This window comes from Pseudoalteromonas sp. OANN1, from assembly GCF_024124685.1.
GTDB classification, from domain to species: domain Bacteria; phylum Pseudomonadota; class Gammaproteobacteria; order Enterobacterales; family Alteromonadaceae; genus Pseudoalteromonas; species Pseudoalteromonas piscicida.
Genome location: NZ_JAMXSE010000001.1, coordinates 175,848 through 194,283, shown reverse-complemented (window position 1 = coordinate 194,283; position 18,436 = coordinate 175,848). Strand labels below are relative to the sequence as shown.

Annotated in this window: 21 protein-coding genes; 13 read left to right on the top strand and 8 right to left on the bottom strand. The window is 44.0% G+C overall.

Features of this window, described 5'->3' with window-relative positions; translation table 11 throughout:
- The first annotated feature begins 122 nt into the window (after positions 1 to 122).
- Complete coding sequence (gene cysS, locus NH462_RS00915; RefSeq protein WP_010371207.1) at positions 123 to 1,502, top strand: cysteine--tRNA ligase; 1,380 nt, start codon at positions 123 to 125, stop codon at positions 1,500 to 1,502.
- Positions 1,503 to 1,591: 89 nt separating this feature from the next.
- On the opposite strand, the gene NH462_RS00910 is transcribed toward cysS, so the two are convergent.
- Positions 1,592 to 3,115: an amidase gene (locus NH462_RS00910; RefSeq protein ID WP_253103308.1), complete on the bottom strand. Its 1,524-nt coding sequence runs from the start codon at positions 3,113 to 3,115 to the stop codon at positions 1,592 to 1,594.
- Between the two features lie 170 nt (positions 3,116 to 3,285).
- Here NH462_RS00910 and NH462_RS00905 point away from each other — a divergent pair, with 170 nt between their 5' ends.
- Complete coding sequence (locus NH462_RS00905) at positions 3,286 to 4,182, top strand: mechanosensitive ion channel domain-containing protein (RefSeq protein ID WP_010371234.1); 897 nt, start codon at positions 3,286 to 3,288, stop codon at positions 4,180 to 4,182.
- Positions 4,183 to 4,224: 42 nt separating this feature from the next.
- On the opposite strand, the gene NH462_RS00900 is transcribed toward NH462_RS00905, so the two are convergent.
- From NH462_RS00900 to NH462_RS00885, 4 genes are all read right to left on the bottom strand, one after another.
- Entirely contained in the window at positions 4,225 to 5,046 is an 822-nt protein-coding gene (locus NH462_RS00900; protein WP_253103306.1) for a mechanosensitive ion channel domain-containing protein, read from the bottom strand.
- A gap of 17 nt (positions 5,047 to 5,063) precedes the next feature.
- The gene (locus NH462_RS00895) at positions 5,064 to 5,744 is read right to left on the bottom strand and encodes an LrgB family protein (protein ID WP_248694142.1); all 681 of its coding nucleotides are present in this window, start codon (positions 5,742 to 5,744) and stop codon (positions 5,064 to 5,066) included.
- 1 nt (position 5,745) lies between these two features.
- Positions 5,746 to 6,114, bottom strand: coding sequence for a CidA/LrgA family protein (locus NH462_RS00890; RefSeq protein ID WP_010371242.1), 369 nt, complete (start codon positions 6,112 to 6,114; stop codon positions 5,746 to 5,748).
- 111 nt (positions 6,115 to 6,225) lie between these two features.
- On the bottom strand, positions 6,226 to 7,023 hold the full coding sequence (locus NH462_RS00885; RefSeq protein WP_253103304.1) for a crotonase/enoyl-CoA hydratase family protein: 798 nt from the start codon (positions 7,021 to 7,023) through the stop codon (positions 6,226 to 6,228).
- Positions 7,024 to 7,215: 192 nt separating this feature from the next.
- Here NH462_RS00885 and NH462_RS00880 point away from each other — a divergent pair, with 192 nt between their 5' ends.
- The 3 genes from NH462_RS00880 to NH462_RS00870 are packed head-to-tail and all read left to right on the top strand — an operon-like array spanning position 7,216 to position 8,839.
- Positions 7,216 to 7,533, top strand: coding sequence for a DUF440 family protein (locus NH462_RS00880; RefSeq protein ID WP_010371248.1), 318 nt, complete (start codon positions 7,216 to 7,218; stop codon positions 7,531 to 7,533).
- 17 nt (positions 7,534 to 7,550) lie between these two features.
- A complete protein-coding gene (locus NH462_RS00875) occupies positions 7,551 to 8,378 on the top strand; it encodes a DUF481 domain-containing protein (protein ID WP_010371252.1) in 828 nt (275 codons plus the stop codon).
- 11 nt (positions 8,379 to 8,389) lie between these two features.
- A complete protein-coding gene (locus tag NH462_RS00870; RefSeq protein ID WP_017216102.1) occupies positions 8,390 to 8,839 on the top strand; it encodes a hypothetical protein in 450 nt (149 codons plus the stop codon).
- A 31-nt stretch (positions 8,840 to 8,870) separates the two neighbouring features.
- Here NH462_RS00870 and NH462_RS00865 read toward each other — a convergent pair whose 3' ends face one another.
- Together NH462_RS00865 and ygfZ are read right to left on the bottom strand one after the other, a co-directional pair.
- Entirely contained in the window at positions 8,871 to 9,356 is a 486-nt protein-coding gene (locus tag NH462_RS00865) for a peptidylprolyl isomerase (RefSeq protein WP_010371256.1), read from the bottom strand.
- A gap of 11 nt (positions 9,357 to 9,367) precedes the next feature.
- The gene (gene ygfZ / locus NH462_RS00860; protein WP_010371258.1) at positions 9,368 to 10,279 is read right to left on the bottom strand and encodes a tRNA-modifying protein YgfZ; all 912 of its coding nucleotides are present in this window, start codon (positions 10,277 to 10,279) and stop codon (positions 9,368 to 9,370) included.
- A 160-nt stretch (positions 10,280 to 10,439) separates the two neighbouring features.
- Between ygfZ and NH462_RS00855 the strand changes: the two genes are divergently transcribed.
- On the top strand, positions 10,440 to 10,691 hold the full coding sequence (locus NH462_RS00855) for a succinate dehydrogenase assembly factor 2 (RefSeq protein ID WP_010371260.1): 252 nt from the start codon (positions 10,440 to 10,442) through the stop codon (positions 10,689 to 10,691).
- A complete protein-coding gene (locus NH462_RS00850) occupies positions 10,672 to 11,085 on the top strand; it encodes a protein YgfX (protein WP_306768213.1) in 414 nt (137 codons plus the stop codon). The genes NH462_RS00855 and NH462_RS00850 overlap by 20 nt, the downstream gene beginning before the upstream one ends.
- Positions 11,086 to 11,142: 57 nt before the next feature.
- On the opposite strand, the gene nadB is transcribed toward NH462_RS00850, so the two are convergent.
- Complete coding sequence (gene nadB, locus NH462_RS00845; protein WP_010371264.1) at positions 11,143 to 12,744, bottom strand: L-aspartate oxidase; 1,602 nt, start codon at positions 12,742 to 12,744, stop codon at positions 11,143 to 11,145.
- A 296-nt stretch (positions 12,745 to 13,040) separates the two neighbouring features.
- Here nadB and rpoE point away from each other — a divergent pair, with 296 nt between their 5' ends.
- From rpoE to lepB, 6 genes are read left to right on the top strand one after another with little or no spacing between them, the layout of a single operon-like run.
- Positions 13,041 to 13,622 (top strand): RNA polymerase sigma factor RpoE, encoded by a 582-nt coding sequence (rpoE, locus tag NH462_RS00840; RefSeq protein ID WP_010371267.1) that lies wholly within the window; start codon positions 13,041 to 13,043, stop codon positions 13,620 to 13,622.
- A gap of 1 nt (position 13,623) precedes the next feature.
- Entirely contained in the window at positions 13,624 to 14,235 is a 612-nt protein-coding gene (locus NH462_RS00835; RefSeq protein WP_010371270.1) for an RseA family anti-sigma factor, read from the top strand.
- Positions 14,236 to 15,186, top strand: a complete 951-nt coding sequence (locus NH462_RS00830) for a MucB/RseB C-terminal domain-containing protein (protein ID WP_010371273.1) — start codon at positions 14,236 to 14,238, stop codon at positions 15,184 to 15,186.
- On the top strand, positions 15,183 to 15,641 hold the full coding sequence (locus tag NH462_RS00825) for a SoxR reducing system RseC family protein (RefSeq protein WP_010371278.1): 459 nt from the start codon (positions 15,183 to 15,185) through the stop codon (positions 15,639 to 15,641). Before NH462_RS00830 ends, NH462_RS00825 begins: the two co-directional genes overlap by 4 nt.
- 59 nt (positions 15,642 to 15,700) lie before the next feature.
- Complete coding sequence (gene lepA, locus NH462_RS00820) at positions 15,701 to 17,488, top strand: translation elongation factor 4 (RefSeq protein ID WP_017216097.1); 1,788 nt, start codon at positions 15,701 to 15,703, stop codon at positions 17,486 to 17,488.
- Between the two features lie 12 nt (positions 17,489 to 17,500).
- On the top strand, positions 17,501 to 18,436 hold the full coding sequence (gene lepB, locus NH462_RS00815) for a signal peptidase I (protein ID WP_010371286.1): 936 nt from the start codon (positions 17,501 to 17,503) through the stop codon (positions 18,434 to 18,436).

Here is an 18,436-nt window from a genome sequence, read left to right as displayed (position 1 = left end):
TCTGCGTAAAAAATCAAAAAACTGCTGTAATTCGTTATTAAAATCTAGAGGCGCTGCTATGCAGGTGGTATGATTAAAAGCACTTTTGTTAAAAAATGAACCGTACTTAGGAAGAAAACTACATGTTGCAGATTTTCAACACACTCACTCGCCAAAAAGCCCCTTTTAAACCGCTCAAAGAAGGCAAGGTTGATATGTACGTGTGTGGTATCACTATCTATGATTTCTGTCATGTAGGACACGCACGCACTTACGTTTCATTTGACGTAATGAACCGTTATTTACGTTATTTAGGTTATGACGTCACGTATGTGCGTAATATTACTGACGTGGATGACAAAATCATTAAACGCGCCGCGGAAAACAACGAGTCGATTAATGACCTAACGGTTCGCATGACTAAAGCCATGCATGAAGACTTTACCGCATTGAACATGTTACCTGCGGATATTGAGCCGACGGTAACAGGGCATATGGACGAAATCATCGAGATGATCGCGCGCTTGATTGAAAAAGGCCATGCTTACGTTGCGAAGGACGGGGATGTATTGTTTGATGTTTCAACGTTTGAGCAATATGGTCAGTTATCTCAGCAAGATTTAGAAATGCTACAAGCGGGTGCACGCGTTGAGGTAGCGCAAGACAAAGATGATCCGCTCGACTTTGTATTGTGGAAAAAAGCCAAAGCGGGTGAGCCTGCGTGGCAATCTCCGTGGGGCGAAGGTCGTCCAGGTTGGCACATTGAGTGTAGCGCAATGAGTTCAAAGCATTTGGGCGAATTTTTTGATATTCACGGTGGGGGGTCAGATCTGCAGTTCCCGCACCATGAAAACGAGATCGCTCAATCTTGCTGCGCAAATAACGGCCGTTATGTGAACACTTGGATCCACACCGGCATGGTACAAGTTAACAAAGAGAAAATGTCTAAGTCTCTTGGCAATTTCTTTACCGTACGTGAAGTGCTTAAAGCCTTTGATAGAGAAACAGTACGCTATTTCTTGATCAATGGTCATTATCGTAGCCAGCTAAACTATTCACAAGAAAACCTTGAACAAGCACGTTCGTCGCTTGAGCGTATTTACACTGCGCTACGTGGCGTTGAACTGGTGGAAATCGAGCTTAAAGGTAATGCTTACGCTGAACGTTTTGAGACAGCAATGAACGACGACTTCAACACGCCAGAAGCACTGCCAGTGATTTTTGAATTATCAAAAGAAGTGAATCGCTTAAAAGATAGTGACGCAAAAGCTGCTGGTGAGCACGCGTTTATTCTTGTGAAACTGGCGGAAATCTTGGGTATTGCGCAGCAAGACCCTGAATCTTTCTTACAGGGCGAACAAGACGACGACGAAGTGGCGCAAATCGAAGCATTGATTGAAAAGCGCCGCAGCGCTCGTGAAAATAAAGATTGGGCTGCAGCGGATGAAGCGCGTGATGCGCTAACTGCTTTAGGCGTTGTGTTAGAAGATAGCGCGGGCAAAACAACTTGGCGTAAAGCTTAACCTTCTTGGTACCAACACGATACGCAAATAAAAATGCCTTCACATCAATCGGTGTGAAGGCATTTTTATTTATAACACTACTATTATTTTTAAGGCGTTAATGTCGCCTTAAACTCAGGTGCTTTGCGTGCATTAGTCAACTGCTCGAAAGCATAGGCAAGCTTGATTAATTTCGCTTCGCTATAAGCCTCAGCGAAGAAAGAAATACCCAGCGGTAGCTCATGATGAAAACCCATCGGCACTGTAATGCTTGGATATCCTGCAATCGCGGCGGGAGATGACGAAGAGGCGGAGAAATTATCACCGTTAATGATATCGATACTCCAAGCTGGGGTATTAGTTGGTGCGATAAATGCGTCAAGGCGATGTTCTTGTATTATTTTATCAATGCCTTGTTGGCGGGCAAATTTTTTAACCAAAGCTTGGGCTTCTTGATATCGGTGTTCCGTGATATCGCCTTTTTTTGCAGCTTCCTCTATCAAATATTGGTCAAAGTACTTAATGGTGGAAGGGTGTTGCTGGTTGAATTGGATGAGCTGGTTTAAGTTTTTTACTTTTACCTGCTCTGGTGTCGTGGCAAGGTAAGCATTGAGATCATGCTTGAAGTCATAGAGCAAAATATCCAATTCGGCGGAGCCTAACGCTTCCAGCTCAGGTAAGTCTAACCCTTCAATTATTTCTGCGCCATTTGCTTTCATGGTCGCAACGGCTTTTGCAAATACCGCTTGAACTGCAGGCGGAAACTGACCTACATGACTGGTGATAGCAATTCGTTTGCCTTTGAAACTGGCGGTATTTAAGCCTTGAGTAAAGTCAATCGGCTGTTTTGCATCGGTAACGATAGCATTGAGTAACAAAGCGGCGCCCATCACCGATTTTGCCATAGGACCAGCGCTATCTTGGCTATGACTGATAGGAATAAAGCCTTCGCCAGAAACCAAACCGACAGTCGGTTTAATACCTACAATACCATTATGTGCTGAAGGACAAACAATAGAGCCGTCAGTTTCCGTGCCAATGGCGAGCAGTGCAAGACCTGCTGAGACGGCAACGGCTGAGCCTGAACTTGAGCCACATGGTGTTCTATCTAACACATACGGGTTTTTGGTTTGACCACCGAGCGTGCTGTAGCCGCTCGAGCTGAAACTTGATTTAAAGTTTGCCCATTCACTTAAATTGGCTTTGCCAAGGATGATAGCGCCGGCTTGTTCTAACTGGATGATAAGCGGTGCAGCTTGGGTTTTGACATTGTGTTGCAGGGCGAGCGCACCTGCGGTTGTTGCCATTGGCGCTCTGGTGTCGATATTATCCTTAACTATAACTGGCAGGCCATGAAGTGGCCCTCGATATTTTCCCGCGAGTAGTTCGTCGTCAAGCTTTTTAGCGTCTTGTAAAGCATTGGGATTGAGCGTGATCACGGCATTGAGCATAGGACCACTATCGTCAAGTTGTGCAATTCTTTTTAAGTAAAACTCAGTGAGTTGCGTTGCCGATAAAGTTTGATTTTGTATTTTGGTTTGCACTTCGAGCGTGGTAAGGTCCGCAAGCGATTGACTATAAGCTGGCAACGCAAGCGCGAGACAAGTGGTTAAAGCGAGTAGGGATTTTTTCATGACGTATTTTACCAATCCGCAGTAGTATTATTGTTATTTATTTGTCCTTTATTTAGTCACGAGCCCTGTAAAAGGTCAAGCGAGAAGCCTGAACAAAGGCGTCTTTAAAACTTGTATTTTTGCTGCTAGCCACACACACTTAACTTCACGAGATAACAAAAAATATAACCATGATAAAAGCACCATTAGATATAGACGTAGATATTCCGTGGCTTGATCAAAAGCTATTTTCATTAGGTAAATTTTCATTAGAGGTGGGAGAGGCACTCTCATTTATCGCTGTGATCGTTGCGACTTTGGTGATCTCTAAGATCCTGCGACTAGCATTTAATCGTCTCGCTTCAAGGCAAGGGGTGATCCAGCATACTTCCGCCTATGTGATAGGCAGGATCATTCACTACATCGTGTTATTTATCGGTCTTATTATTGCGCTGACGGCCTTAGGAATAGAGATCACTGAATTAGCGCTTGTTGCCAGTGCACTCGGCGTTGGGATTGGTTTGGGGCTACAAGGTCTGGTGAATAACTTTGTCTCTGGTCTGGTGTTACTGCTAGAGAAAACCGTCAAAGTTGGGGACTTTGTTGAGCTGACCAATGGGGTGGTTGGGGAGGTGATAGCCATTCACATGCGCTCAACTTGGATCCGTACAAATGACAACGTCGACCTACTTATTCCTAACTCGGAAATGGTGTCAAATACAATTACCAACTGGACAATGTCGGATAAATATCGTCGTTTCCGTATTCCTTTTTCGGTGGCCTATGGCAGCGACAAAGAGAAGGTGAAGCGTGCCGCATTGGAAGCGGCCAAAAATGTTCAATATACCTTGAATACGCCGGGGCGAGAAGCAACGGTATGGATGACAGGGTTTGGTGATAGTAGCTTGAATTTCACGTTGGGAGTTTGGGTGCAACCTGAGCAGGTAAAGCGGCCAACGGCACTGGTCTCTGATTACCTTTGGGCTATCGATGATACCTTTCGAAAATATCAAATCGAGATCCCGTTTCCACAGCGCGATCTTCATTTACGCAGTGGCTTTTCTATGGAAAAGCCTGATGAAAACTGAGGGTAGAATAACGGCTAGGGTGCTAGCCGTTATTGAGTTTACTCACTGAATGATTTTAACCACTCGTTGCGGAAATGGAATTTCGATTTCCGCATTTTTAATCGCGGCAAACACCGCTTTATTCACTTCTAATTTAGTTTCGATAAGTGAAGTCGTAGGCACCCAGTAGCGGTAGCTCAATATCACTGCACTGTCGGCAAATTCCTCAATCCCCACCTGAGGCTTAGGGTCTTGACTGACCTTTACATTATCAGCGAGTACCTGATTGATAAGTGTTAATGCGCCTTGATAATCAGCATCATAGGCTATCCCTATTTCACCTTTAACCAGAGAGTTTGCAAACGAGTTATGGAGAATTTCTCCCACCACATGTTTATTTGGGATAGTGATCTCTACTTTGTCTTCGTTGATGAGCGTGGTATGTCCAAGCTCAATCATTTTAACTTGGCCGTTAACGCCTTTGATGCTGATGGTATCGCCAATCACAAATGGGCGGGTAGCAATGATGGCAAGACCAGCGCCATAGTTTGCTAGCATACCTTGTAGTGCAAGACCTGCACCTAAAGACGCGGCACCGATGGCGGCAACAAAAGGTGTGATACTGATGCCAACCTTGCCAAGAGAAATAATCACAAACATGGCGATGATAAGGACTTTTATCACATTGCCAATAAAGTTGGTTAAAGCAGGATCGATATTGTGTTTTAGCATCAAGTTTTCAGTCGCTTTAGACAGCTTTCTTGATAACCACAAACCGAGAAGGAAGATGAATATCGCAGCGAGCAATTGGAAACTGTACGTCACCAGATACTCTCGAATAATGTTGTAATAGTGTTCTATTTGCTCGATTTCTTGATTGATCACAGTCGTATCCCGAGTTATTAAATTAGAGTAGCCAACCAATGATAAAACAAAGGCACCCAAAGTGCAGTTATCATGGCGGTAATTGTCATCGCCGCCGAAGCAAAAGCGCCAGCCATGGGATGATGCTCTATCGCTGCGGCTGTGCCTATTGCATGGCAAGCAACACCAAGCGCAGTGCCTTTCGCTTGCATATGGTCAACTTTACACCAGTGCAAAATATGTAGTCCAAACACGCCACCAAATACACCAATTAGTATCACCATAATCGCTGCAATAGCGGGGATCCCCCCGAGATAATCACTAATGAGTAGGGTGATTGGTGTTGTAACCGACAGAGCTGCCATTGAAGCTGAGAGCTGCGGATCGGCTGCAAAAAATTGACAGATAAGAAAAGCGCTTAACGTAGACAGTGAAACACCCAACCAACTGGTTAAGCACAATGCAAAAAATACCGGTTTAATTTGGTGAAATTGTTTATACAAAGGGTAAGCGAGTGCAACGACCGCTGGTTCTAACAAGTAATGAATTGGTAGCGTTGCTTGTTGATATATCTTGTAGTCGAACTTCGTGAATAGTAGAAATGCCGAAATGGCCAAAATGCAGATCAGCACAGGGTTTAATACCGGTAAGGAGATACGCTGATATAGTTTGCGTGCACTAAAAAATAACAGCACAGTGAGCGCTGACGCCATAATCATATTAATCACGAAACTTTATGCTCTTAACGATAGGGCTTAACAATACAAGACTTATTGTTGGAACACCAACTAGCAATAACAGCAGCATAAGCCAGTGGGATTGAAACAAACTGAGATGCTCTACCAAGCCCACTCCGGCGGGAATAAAAAACAGCGCCATATATTTTAAGATGGGTTCTGCTGCGGGGGCTAACCATTCTACTTTAATGATTTTTGTGGCAAGGAGTATTACGAGAAACACCATGCCAAGTAGGGCGGCTGGGATCTGTAAAGCACTAAGCTGAATTATCCATTTAGCGCTAAAGAGACACGCCAAAATGATGGCAAAGCCTAGTGCAAATCGTAATATCAACTTCGCTCTGTGTACCATTAAATGTAAATCCTCAGCACTGCAATGGCGCTAACATGTATGATGCCTAATTGTACGCTCTCGTATTGCGATGACCATTATACTTTGGGCAAACAAGCATTCAACCTAACGTTACCACTTCATGCGAGGCAAAAATGGCTTTTTATTCTCATCAGCTACAGAGACATTCTTCATCGCAATTTTGGTATTTTTAGCGGCGAGCAATTTAATTTGTGACCACGTTTCTATCCATAACAGTTTACGGGCGGGCTGGTTGTAGGCTCGATTATGCACTTTCTTAATTGCTGCAATGGCATCGGGCGAGCGTGCGCTAAACTGAGTGAGTAACTCTGAGAGTCTTGCGTCAACATCATCACAGAGCTCGGTAATGAGACCGTCCTTTAGTGCTTGCTGGGCATCTATTCGCTGTGCATGGATTGTCATCAGCAGTGCCTTATCCTTGTTCATTGTGGCAGGCAAAAGTAAGCTGCCACCCATGTCAGGGCAAAGTCCCCATTTGGCTTCCATAATGGCAAACTGTGCACTGCTGTCGGCTAAACGAATATCCGCGCCTAATGCAATATGACAGCCTCCACCTAAACAATTGCCTGTGATCTTGGCGATGACAGGAACAGGCAAAGTTTGCCAGCCGAGTACGACTCTTTGTACTAAGTTAGCATTGCCAGGTAACCATTTTTTAAGTAGCTTGATGATCCCAGAAGGTTTATTCAGTACGCTTTTTACATCTAGACCAGCACAAAAATGTGCGCCTTCTCCTTGGATCACAACAGCTCTAATTGATTTGCTTTTTCTAATTTTCTTTATCGCATTATCTAAACCAACAAACATTTCAACAGACAGCGCGTTTTGTTTTTCTGGCCGAGATAAGGTCACAAATGCGATGTTGTTCGCTTCGGAAAATGAAATCATGATGAGATGCTCCCTGCGGGTTTTATGCGATAGTTTTAGAGTAATAACTCAAAAGCGACGTAACATTCAACTTTTACTGATAATTTGTTCGCCATTTAGCGTTATTTTCTGTTTGATTATCGCGACTATGTATTTATGTTTTACCTCATTTTGCTATCATTGCGCCAATTTTAAAACAACAGGCTAGCGTCCATGACAGCAAGACTTTGTAGCATAGAAGAAGCCACTCACCAAGCATATGATATCTTCCTTGAGTTGGCCCCTGATAATCTTGAAGAACACGATATCAATATGTTCAACGAACATCGCGAAGATCGTGGTTTCATTGAAGAAAGTGAGCCGGACGAGAGTTGGTCGAGCATAACTGCTTATGAACAAGAAGCAGAACCAGAGCACTTCGTTCAGGTTTTGGTCGGTATCGAGTTTGATGACTCAGATCAGGTGTACGCAAAGATCCTAATTAGCAGAGATTTAGATGCGCCGTTTTGTCATATCATTTGGAAGCAATAACCGGAAAGTAGTTGTCAGTGCCGTTTTTTAGAACTTTCGCTTTATTTGCAATTGGCTTGGTTTCGCTACCAAGCTTAGCTACGGATCCATTCGAAGATTTTCACGAATATGGCAAAATGCCCGATGACGAAATTCATCAAAAGCACAAGGGCGAAATGCTGTACGGTGACGTTGAATTTGGCTTTATCGTTAATAAAGGTAATACGCAAAACACGTCATTTAAGTTAAAAAGTAATCTTTACCAAGATTTCCCCAAGTGGCGTAATCAATTCAAATTCAATGGCCTTTATCGCCGCGAGCACAATACAGAAACGGATGTTGAGGATGTCTCTGCGTCGCGCTACTTTGGCTCTGCGCAAGGTAACTACAAACTAGGGGACGATAACGCCTCGTTCTTTATGTACGGCGACTATGAGCGTGACAGGTTTAATGGCAAGGAATACACCACAACATTTGCGCTAGGTTATGGCAATCGTGTGTATGAGGGACGAAAGAACACGGTAGATATCGACATCGGTCCCGGTATGTCTATCTCTCGTGTGGACAACGAAATCGAGCTTGAGCCGGAAGAAGATAGAACCGAGCAAGGCCAGCTTTTGCGTATGGCATTGCAGTGGGAAAGAAACGTTTCAAAGCGTACCCGCTTTAATCAAGACGTCAGTTTTGAGCAATCGCTGTCAGGTTTAAACTCCCGATTGTTTGCTGAGTCTGCGCTAGTCACACAAGTGATTGGTGGTATTGCGCTGAAGTTTGCGTTTATTTACCGTTATAATTCGCAGCCAGAAAATGAAAAAGAAAAGGTAGACACCGAACTTGGTGCTACATTAGTTTACAGCTTTGATTAAGAAGACTATCGATGTATAAAAATACACAGTTTGCATGGGTTATATGGCTGTTTCTAGCCTTTATCGCCAGTTTTACCATATTGGCAATTTTCCTAACAGGTAGCAATCTCGCCTTTGTCAGCTTTTTGGTGATCCTCGCGCTTGTTGCGTTTATTTTTTACGGTTTAACCATTCAAGTGAACCAAGAGCAACAAACGTTAAGCTGGTGGTTTGGACCGTCGGTCGCCAAAATGACCTTAAAGTTTGACGATATCGATTATGTTCAACCCGTGACTAATTCTCTACGTCATGGCATTGGCATGCGGATCAGTACAGACGGTTGGGTATACACAGTTGCTGGATTCAAGGCACTCGAAGTGGTGATGAAGGACGGCACTAAATATCGCTTAGGAACTAATGACCAAGCCAACTTGGTTACGGCAATGGAAAGTAAACTTAAACAAGAAAAAAGCGCTGAATGATCAGCGCTTTCTATTAGTAACTTGACTAATCTTAGTGGTCGTGACCACAACCGCCTTCGCCATGAACATGCCCGTGGGCAACTTCTTCAGCTGTAGCTTCACGTACTTCAAGCACTTCAACGTCAAAGTTCAGCGTGATCCCAGAAAGCGGGTGGTTCGCGTCAACGATGACTTCTTCGTCTTCGATACCAATGATCACAACGATTTGGTCGCCTTCGTCGGTGGTCGCTCTAAATTGCATACCCACTTCGATTTCCATATCTTCAAACATTGATTTAGGAACCGCCTGAGTCAGTTCGTCAAAGCGTTCACCATAGCCTTCTTGTGGCTCGATGGTCACACTGAAAGTGTCACCAGCTTGTTTGCCTTGTAGGGCATCATCAAGACCTGGGATCAGATAGCCTGAGCCAAGCATCGCTATCACAGGCTCATCATCAAATGTGCTATCAATCGTGTTGTTGTCTTTGTCTTGAACTGAGTAGTGGATTGTCACTACCGAGTTAGGGCCAATAATCATATAAGATCCCGTTAGTTGTCTTCTAAAGAATAAGGTAGAGGTTGAATAGTAAGACTCACCTCTGGTGAATTTTTTGCTCTTAGCACCGCGTCTTGTGGTGTGTCATTTGGCATCACAGCCAGCGCATAATAACGGCCGCTGTGAGCATCAAAGGTTTGTTGAATAACCTTGCCACCACGACGCCAGTTGTCTTCAATCTGCAGCTCAATGTCTGCCTCTTCGATGCGCTCTGCAGCATTGCCTGTCACTATGTACATGGCACGTTTGTTTTTACCAAGATAGCGCATACGAGCTACGGTTTCTTGACCAGTATAGCAACCTTTCTTAAAGCTGATCCCGTTAAGGGCTTGAAGGTTAACCATTTGTGGTACAAATTCGTCCACGTGATCTGCATCAAGGCTTGGCTCTCCTGCTAAAATGCTGGCCGCAATAAACGGTGCTGGATTGCTTTGTTGTTCCACGTCCGCGGGTAAACTTGCGCCTTCGAACGCGATGAAAACAAAGCGCTCGTCTGCGAGTTTTAGCAGCTTGCCGTTGGCAACATCCACAGCACTTGCGTCAGACGAAAGCTCAACGCCAAAGGCAGTAGCAAGCGCTTTACTGTCCTGAGTCATTAAGCCAAAGACTTCGCAGTCAGCAAAATCAATGTCAACTTTGGCAAAAACGCCGTACTTTTTTAGCTCACGAAGTGATGCTTCAGCTTCGGCTACACCAGCAAGCATTAAGTAGTCGTCTTGATAGCGAGTTAAGCGCGACACAGACCAAAGCTTGCCTTTAGGGCTACAATGCCCAGACCACATAAAATTATCTTCTTTGATAAGGTTAATGTCTTGAGTAACCTGACCGTGCAAATAGCTAAGTTTATCTTGTCCTGAAATGCGAATAACCTTGAACGGAAGCGCATAAGCACGAGCAATTGACATAATATTGATCCCTATTAAAGTGTTTTCGTAATGTTACCGTAAAATCATAAGTGGAGATAGGGACGGACGATTTCAATGTGCCATTTCTATAAGTTTTATGGCATATGTTCTGCACAGTGGGTATAATTTTCTCAATAGTTTATGAGGGGTTAATCAGTTTATGGTTGAGTTACTGCCTAAAGCTCGAGTTAAATGGGCTTGCCGTCGTGGCATGTTAGAGCTGGACGTTATTTTGGAGCCGTTTGTTGAGCAGGCTTATGACGCGCTATCCGACGAAGGTAAGTACGTGTTTCAGCGTCTAGTTACCTGTGAGGATCCAGATTTATTCGCTTGGTTTATGGGTCATGAAGAATGTCCAGATCCAGAGCTAAAACGCATGGTTAAGTTAATCCTTGATCGGATCCGCGTGTAGAATCGACTTTCAACACAATCTTCAGAACCACGCCTTCTTTGTGGTTCTTTTTTCTTGCCTCGCTTTTATCCTGTTTCTGCTGTTTCCTACGCTGTGGTGGTTAGTGGCAATCGTGTTTGCCGTGACGGGTTATTGCAGTTGGCAAACTGTTCTATCTCGTACGCCAAAAGCGGGTACTGTACTCATGCTCCCAAAAGAAAACTTCATTGAAATACAGTCGCAAACGATAAATTGCAAAGGGCAGCTTATTGGTGCGACCATATGGTTTGATAGTCAAATAGCGCTAAAAATCATGGATGCGAACCAAGCTAAGCAGCAGATATTTTTGACTCGACAGGCAATACCAGAAGCGGACTGGCGTTTACTCTGTCGCACTGCGCTGCAAGCCAATTAGAAACAGCGACCAGAGCATGGCGATAAAAATCAGCACATGCTCTACATGCAAATATTATTATTTTGTCGGTGACAAAACGGTCGGTGTGGAGTTTTCAGCCATGTCTGGGAAGTCAATGGTATAGTGCAGTCCACGACTTTCTTTACGTTCTAACGCGCTGCGAATAATCAGTTCAGCTACTTGTACTAAGTTACGTAATTCAAGCAGGTTGTTACTCACTCTGAAGTTGGCGTAATAATCATGGATCTCTTGCTGTAATAACTCAACGCGGCGTAGCGCACGTTCTAACCGTTTAGTTGAGCGAACAATGCCAACATAATCCCACATAAACAATCTAAGTTCGTGCCAGTTGTGGGTAATCACTACTTCTTCGTCCGAGTCGCTGACACGGCTTTCGTCCCAATCTGGTAACTTAGATGGCTCAGGACGATTATCGATTTTAGCTAAAATATCTTTTGCGGCAGCGTGGGCAAACACAATGCATTCTAACAACGAGTTACTCGCCATGCGGTTTGCGCCGTGTAGACCTGTGTAAGCCACTTCGCCGATTGCATATAAATTGTCGATGTCAGTACGACCGTTAAAGTCAGTCATAACACCACCGCAAGTATAATGCGCCGCTGGCACTACGGGGATTGGCTCTTTGGTGATATCTAAACCAACACTTAAGCACTTAGCATAAATCGTAGGGAAGTGCTCTATGATGAACTCTTTGTCTTTATGTGAGATATCAAGATAGACGCAATTTGCGCCCAATCGTTTCATCTCATAATCAATGGCACGGGCGACCACATCGCGAGGGGCGAGTTCTTCGCGCTCATCGAAGTCAGGCATAAAACGTGTGCCGTCAGGACGTTTAAGCAGCGCGCCTTCACCGCGCATGGCTTCGGTAATTAAAAAGTTTTGTAGCTCAGGGTGGTATAAGCTGGTTGGATGAAATTGGTTAAACTCCATGTTGGCCACACGACAACCCGCACGCCACGCCATTGCGATGCCGTCACCCGAAGAAACATCTGGATTTGAGGTATACAAGTAAACTTTACTTGCGCCACCCGTCGCTAAAGCGACAAACTTAGCCGAGATGCTCTCAACTCTATCCGCTTTGCGATTATAGACGTAAACGCCTTTGATATCGCTTGAGTCGCCATGTTTATCTTTGATGAGATCGATGGCGTTGTATTGCTCAAGTATATTAATTTTTGGGTGTAACTGCACTTGGCTAATTAATGTGGTTTGAACGGCTTTACCCGTTGCATCAGCTGCGTGCAATATACGACGATGTGAATGCCCACCTTCGCGGGTTAAATGAAAGCGCTCTTTCCCTTTGCTATCCACTTCCATATCAAATGGTACGCCTTGTTCAATCAGCCACTTCAAGCAATTTTTTGCATTTGATGCGGTGTAGTGCACCGCATCGCGGTCACACAAACCAGCGCCTGCCGCAAGTGTGTCTTCGACATGTGATTCAATACTGTCATTTTTCTTATCGAATACTGCGGCAATGCCACCTTGAGCATAAAGTGTGGAGCCTTCTTTTAACGCCCCTTTGCTTATCACGGTAACCTTACAGTGGTTTGCCAAAGAAAGCGCAAGAGAGAGTCCAGCAGCGCCACTACCAATAATGACTACATCAGTATTGTGGTGAGTCGTATTTTTCATATTCGAAGATCTTTACTGTTTTTGCGTTTAATTCTGCTATTTATACCACATCTGCTATCATAGAAGGCAGAGAGTTTGTTCCGTTTAATGAGAATCATTTAGAACATTTTGTGTGACTGCTAATGGAATAATGCGAAAAAGCAGCCAAGAACTAGTACGCAAAGATGGATGAATTCGTTTATTTTAAAAAAAAATACAAAAAAACAGAACTTTTTATTCAGTACTAAGTCAGAGTAGCTGTGAATGATGGCAACTAGATACGATTTAGAAAAGCAAAAAGAGGAGTACCGGCTCGAATGAGCGAGCAGGATTTAGATCTAGATATAGTTAAACGCGTTCAACAGGGAGATAAAAACGCATTCAACCTGTTAGTTGCCAAGTATCAAAATAAAGTCGCAGCGCTAATTTCTCGTTATGTAGCGAATCAAGGCGATGTGGCAGATGTGGCACAGGAAACGTTCATTAAAGCTTATCGAGCGTTGCCTAACTTTAGGGGCGAGAGCGCATTTTATACTTGGTTGTATAGAATCGCGGTTAACTGTTCAAAAAATTATTTGGTGGCGCTTGGTCGAAAGCCGCCAGCAAACGACGTAGATGCGGAAGAAGCTGAGTTTTATGATGGTGCAGACCAATTAAGATCGAACGCTTCACCGGAAAATCTATTGTTAAGCGACGAAGTGAAAGCAGTGATTTTCAAAACTATCGAGCGCTTGCCTGACGATTTAAAAACCGCAATTACTTTGCGTGAAATCGAAGGCATGAGCTACGAGGAAATCGCTGTCATTATGGATTGTCCTGTAGGTACAGTTCGTTCGAGAATTTTTCGCGCAAGGGAAGCGATAGATAACAATTTGAACCCATTAATAGGTGAGTCTTAATATGGCACAAGCTGAAAAACAAGTGACAGAAGATTTAACGACATCGCAAATTTTTGACGGTGATCTGTCACTCAACGCTGAAACTGATGTTCGTTTAGACGAACAAAAGTTTGCTCGGTATGCCTTGATTGGTGATGTAATGCGTAGTCAAAAGCAAGACACACCTTGCATTGATATCACCAGCAGCTTTGCGGCGGCACTTGAACAAGAGCAAACGTATAGTGAGCCGGCCGTTGAGCAAGTGAAAGAAACGACGCCGAAGAGTAATGTGATTGAGCTAAGTGCATGGCGTAAGCCGTTTGCGCAAGTGGCTATCGCGGCAAGTGTGTCATTGTTTGCTGTGCTTGGGGTTAATACGCTAAGCACTGACACGACTTTACCTGCGGGCGATGCGTTACAGTTGCAATCTACTCCTTTTGCTGGAGGCGTTTCTCCTGTGAGCTTATCAACTGAGCCTGCGCTTGAATCAGCGGCTAAAGGCATTAGAGAGTTACAGCAACAACGCATTGGTGCATTGGTGCTAGAGCATCAAAGGCAGTCTCGCATGGCATATGCGCTGCAGCAATCTGGTGAAAACAACACAGCTGAAAAGCAAGAGGAAAAAGAGCAATAAATGAGAGCACTGTTAGTTGTAGTAAGTGTATTTTTCTCTAGTTGGCTGTGGGCAAATGAAAGCGTATCAGCCAAACAACTGCTAAAAGACATGGCCGAAGCGGTGCATCATAGAAACTTTGATGCATCGTTTGTCGTGGTGAAAGGAAAATCTATGGAGCCTTACCGTTGGCTTCATGGTAACCAAGATGGGACTGAATTTGAGCTTTTAAGTTTGCTCAATGGTGCTGGACTTGAAATGATCCGCATTGGTGACAAAGTGACTTATTTTGAACCAAAGTCTGAGCCTTACACCATCCAAACAGATTCGATAGCAGGCCCTATTCCCGAAGTTTTATTCAAAAATATCGACAGCCTCAAAGAAAGCTATGATTTTGTCTTAGGTGGTAAAGGTCGGATTGTTGACAGACCTGCTCAGCTTGTCAGATTAGAAGCAAAGGACGACGCTAAATACAACTATTGGTTGTGGATCGATACCGAGTCATCTCTGTTGCTAAAATCCGCTTACGTAAACCAACAAGGCGAGTTGTTAGAACAGCTTCAGCTTACCCATATCAGCGTGACTGAAACCCCAGCCGAGCAATTGTTAGAACTTTCCCAAAAGCAGTTTCCTGAAGCCGTATCTGGATTGTTGAAGACACTTGAGAATGGCACGAAAAACAATTGGCAAATTGGTTGGTTACCTCAGGGCTTTGAGCTGCTAAAATCTGACAGACATAAGTTAGATTTAAACAATGAGCTGGCAGACTACTACTTGTTTTCCGACGGCCTTGTCGATATTTCGGTATTTGTACAACGTCCTTTACCGGGCCAGCGCCCAAGTGGAGCGCTTTCGTCAGGTGCGACAACGGTGTACGTACACAACACTGGTGCCTTTGACGTATCCGTAGTTGGAAATATTCCAGCAATGACCGCAAAAGCAATCGCTGAGTCTGTGAAAAGACCTTTATGATAGAACAAACTCTGACAGTTGCCGCCATAAAAGGCGCAACTGTCTACTTAGAAGCACAGCCAAAACCCGCTTGTGAAGGCTGTAACGGCAAATGCGGCTCCCAAGTATTTGCCAAACTCTTTGGCACCCACAAAAAACAATTCCCTGTAGATTTGACGGAATCTGTCGAAATTGGCCAAAAAATTAAGTTGGCATTAGACGACACTAATGTGGTGAAACATGCGTTTTATGTTTACATGATGCCATTGCTTTTTGCTTTTGCCGGCATGTTTATCGCGGCCCTCGTACTTGGTCTCAATGAACCTTTGCAGATACTTATTGCATTTACGAGTGCTGCACTCGGTTTATTTTTCGCCAGAGTCCAAGGGGATAAACTCAAACATCAGGTAAAAGTGATAAAAATTTACCCAATTAGCCTACCAATAACGCAAATAGATGGTGATTGTACTAAATAAAATGTAAAATCGAGGCCTTAATCTCTATTTGTGACTAACAGAAGTATTGAATCCAGTATATGAAGCATATCCGTAACTTTTCTATTATTGCCCACATTGACCATGGAAAATCGACGCTATCAGACCGCTTAATCCAAGTTTGTGGAGGTTTAACAGACCGCGAAATGCAGCAGCAGGTACTGGATTCGATGGACATCGAACGTGAGCGCGGTATTACCATCAAAGCACAGAGTGTAACGCTTAACTATCAAGCAAAAGATGGTGAAACCTACCAGCTAAACTTTATCGATACACCGGGACACGTTGACTTCACTTATGAAGTTTCGCGCTCTCTAGCCGCTTGTGAAGGTGCGTTATTGGTTGTTGATGCGGGTCAAGGTGTAGAAGCACAAACACTAGCGAACTGTTACACTGCACTTGAGATGGACTTGGAAGTTATTCCGGTTCTGAACAAAATTGACTTACCACAGGCTGATCCACTTCGCGTTGCCGAAGAAATTGAAGATATCGTTGGTATTGAAGCATTAGAAGCGGTTCGTTGTAGTGCGAAAACGGGGATCGGCATTGATGAAGTGCTCGAAGTGATCGTACGTGATATTCCGCCACCAGAAGGTGAGCCAAATGCGCCACTACAGGCACTGATTATCGATTCATGGTTTGACCCGTACCAAGGCGTAGTGTCATTGGTACGTATTAAAAACGGTGAATTAAGAGCGGGCGAGAAGATCAAGATCATGTCTACAGAGCAAGCTCACCAAGTAGATAAGGTTGGTATCTTTACACCGAAGCAGACTAATACCGGGGTGTTGAGAACGGGTGAAGTAGGTTTTGTTATCGCAGGTATCAAAGACATCCATGGAGCACCAGTTGGTGATACCATTACCATGGCTCGTGATTCTGCAACAGACCGTTTGCCTGGTTTCCAAAAGGTGAAGCCTCAGGTATACGCGGGAATGTTCCCAATTTCATCTGATGACTACGAAAACTTCCGCGATGCGCTTAATAAATTGAGCCTCAACGATGCATCACTATTCTTCGAGCCTGAGAACTCAACAGCACTAGGTTTTGGTTTCCGTTGTGGCTTCCTTGGTATGCTCCACATGGAGATCATTCAAGAGCGCCTTGAACGCGAATACGACATGGATCTGATCACCACAGCTCCAACGGTAATCTATGAAGTAGAAACTAAGCACGGTGTGGTGAAAATCGATAACCCATCGGATTTACCACCGGTAAACGACATTATTGAAATTCGTGAACCAATCGTTGAAGCAAATATTCTCGTTCCGCAAGAATATTTAGGAAACGTGATCACGCTGTGTGTTGAAAAGCGTGGTATGCAGACCAAGATGACCTATCACGGTAAGCAAGTTGCGTTAACCTATGAATTGCCTATGTCGGAAGTGGTGATGGATTTCTTTGATAAGTTGAAGTCTACCAGCCGTGGTTTTGCATCACTAGATTACAACTTCAAGCGTTTTGAAGCATCAGACATGGTGCGTGTGGATATTCTGATCAATGGCGACCGCGTTGATGCGCTTGCAATAATTGTTCACCGCGATGGTTCACAAACGCGTGGCCGTCAGTTAGCTGAAGCGCTGAGAGAATTGATCCCTCGCCAAATGTTTGATATTGCTATTCAAGCTGCAATTGGTAATCACGTTATTGCGCGCAGTACAGTTAAACAGTTACGTAAAAACGTAATCGCGAAATGTTATGGTGGTGACGTGAGCCGTAAGAAAAAGCTACTGCAAAAGCAAAAAGAAGGTAAGAAGCGTATGAAGCAACTTGGTAACGTTGAAGTGCCACAAGACGCATTCTTAGCAATATTGAAAGTAGGTAAGTAACAGGAAATACAAATGGCAGGTTATTTTTCAATTTTATTGGTGCTACTCACGGTCGGTTCAGGCCTTATTTGGTTGATCGATCATTTGGTGTATGCACCAAAAAGACAAGCTAGGCTTGCTATTGCGCAAGGTGCGTCTGACACTCAGTTGGATGCCGACATCATTGCGGAAATAGCACCTGAACCTGCCATTGTTGAAAACGCGAAATCAATTTTTCCTATGATTGCCGCAATCACGATTTTCCGGTCGTTTATTTTTGAACCGTTTCAAATTCCATCAGGCTCAATGATGCCAACCTTATTGGATGGCGATTTTATTCTAGTGGAAAAATATGCTTATGGGATTAAAGACCCCGTGTGGCGTAGCAAAATTGTTGAAACGGGTACACCTGAGCGTGGTGATATTGCGGTGTTCAAGTTTCCGCTAGACGAGCGTATTGATTTCATCAAACGTATTGTTGGTTTACCGGGCGATCATATTGTTTATCGCAATCGTCAGCTTTACATTAAACCTAAGTGTGAAGACGGGCAGAGCGAAGCAAACGGGTTGACGTGTGGCGAATATAATAAGATTGATGTAGATATTGTAAATCGTGACGAGTTTACGCAAGGCCCAATGCAGTTAGTGCGTCTAACCGAGCATTTGCCAAACGTAGAACATGATATTTTAATTAATCCTGAAGTGTTAGAGTTAACCGATCGCTACTATCAACAACCAGGTACTCGCCGCGATGAGTGGGTAGTACCAGAGGGAAGTTATTTTGCGATGGGTGATAACCGTAATAACAGCCAAGATAGTCGTATGTGGGGTTTTGTACCTGATGAAAACTTGGTTGGAAGAGCGGTATTTATTTGGTTAAGTTTTGATTTTGATAATGGCCCAGACAGCATTTTGCCAGGGTGGGTTCCAACTGGTGTTCGTTTTGAACGCCTAGGTAGTATTCAGTAA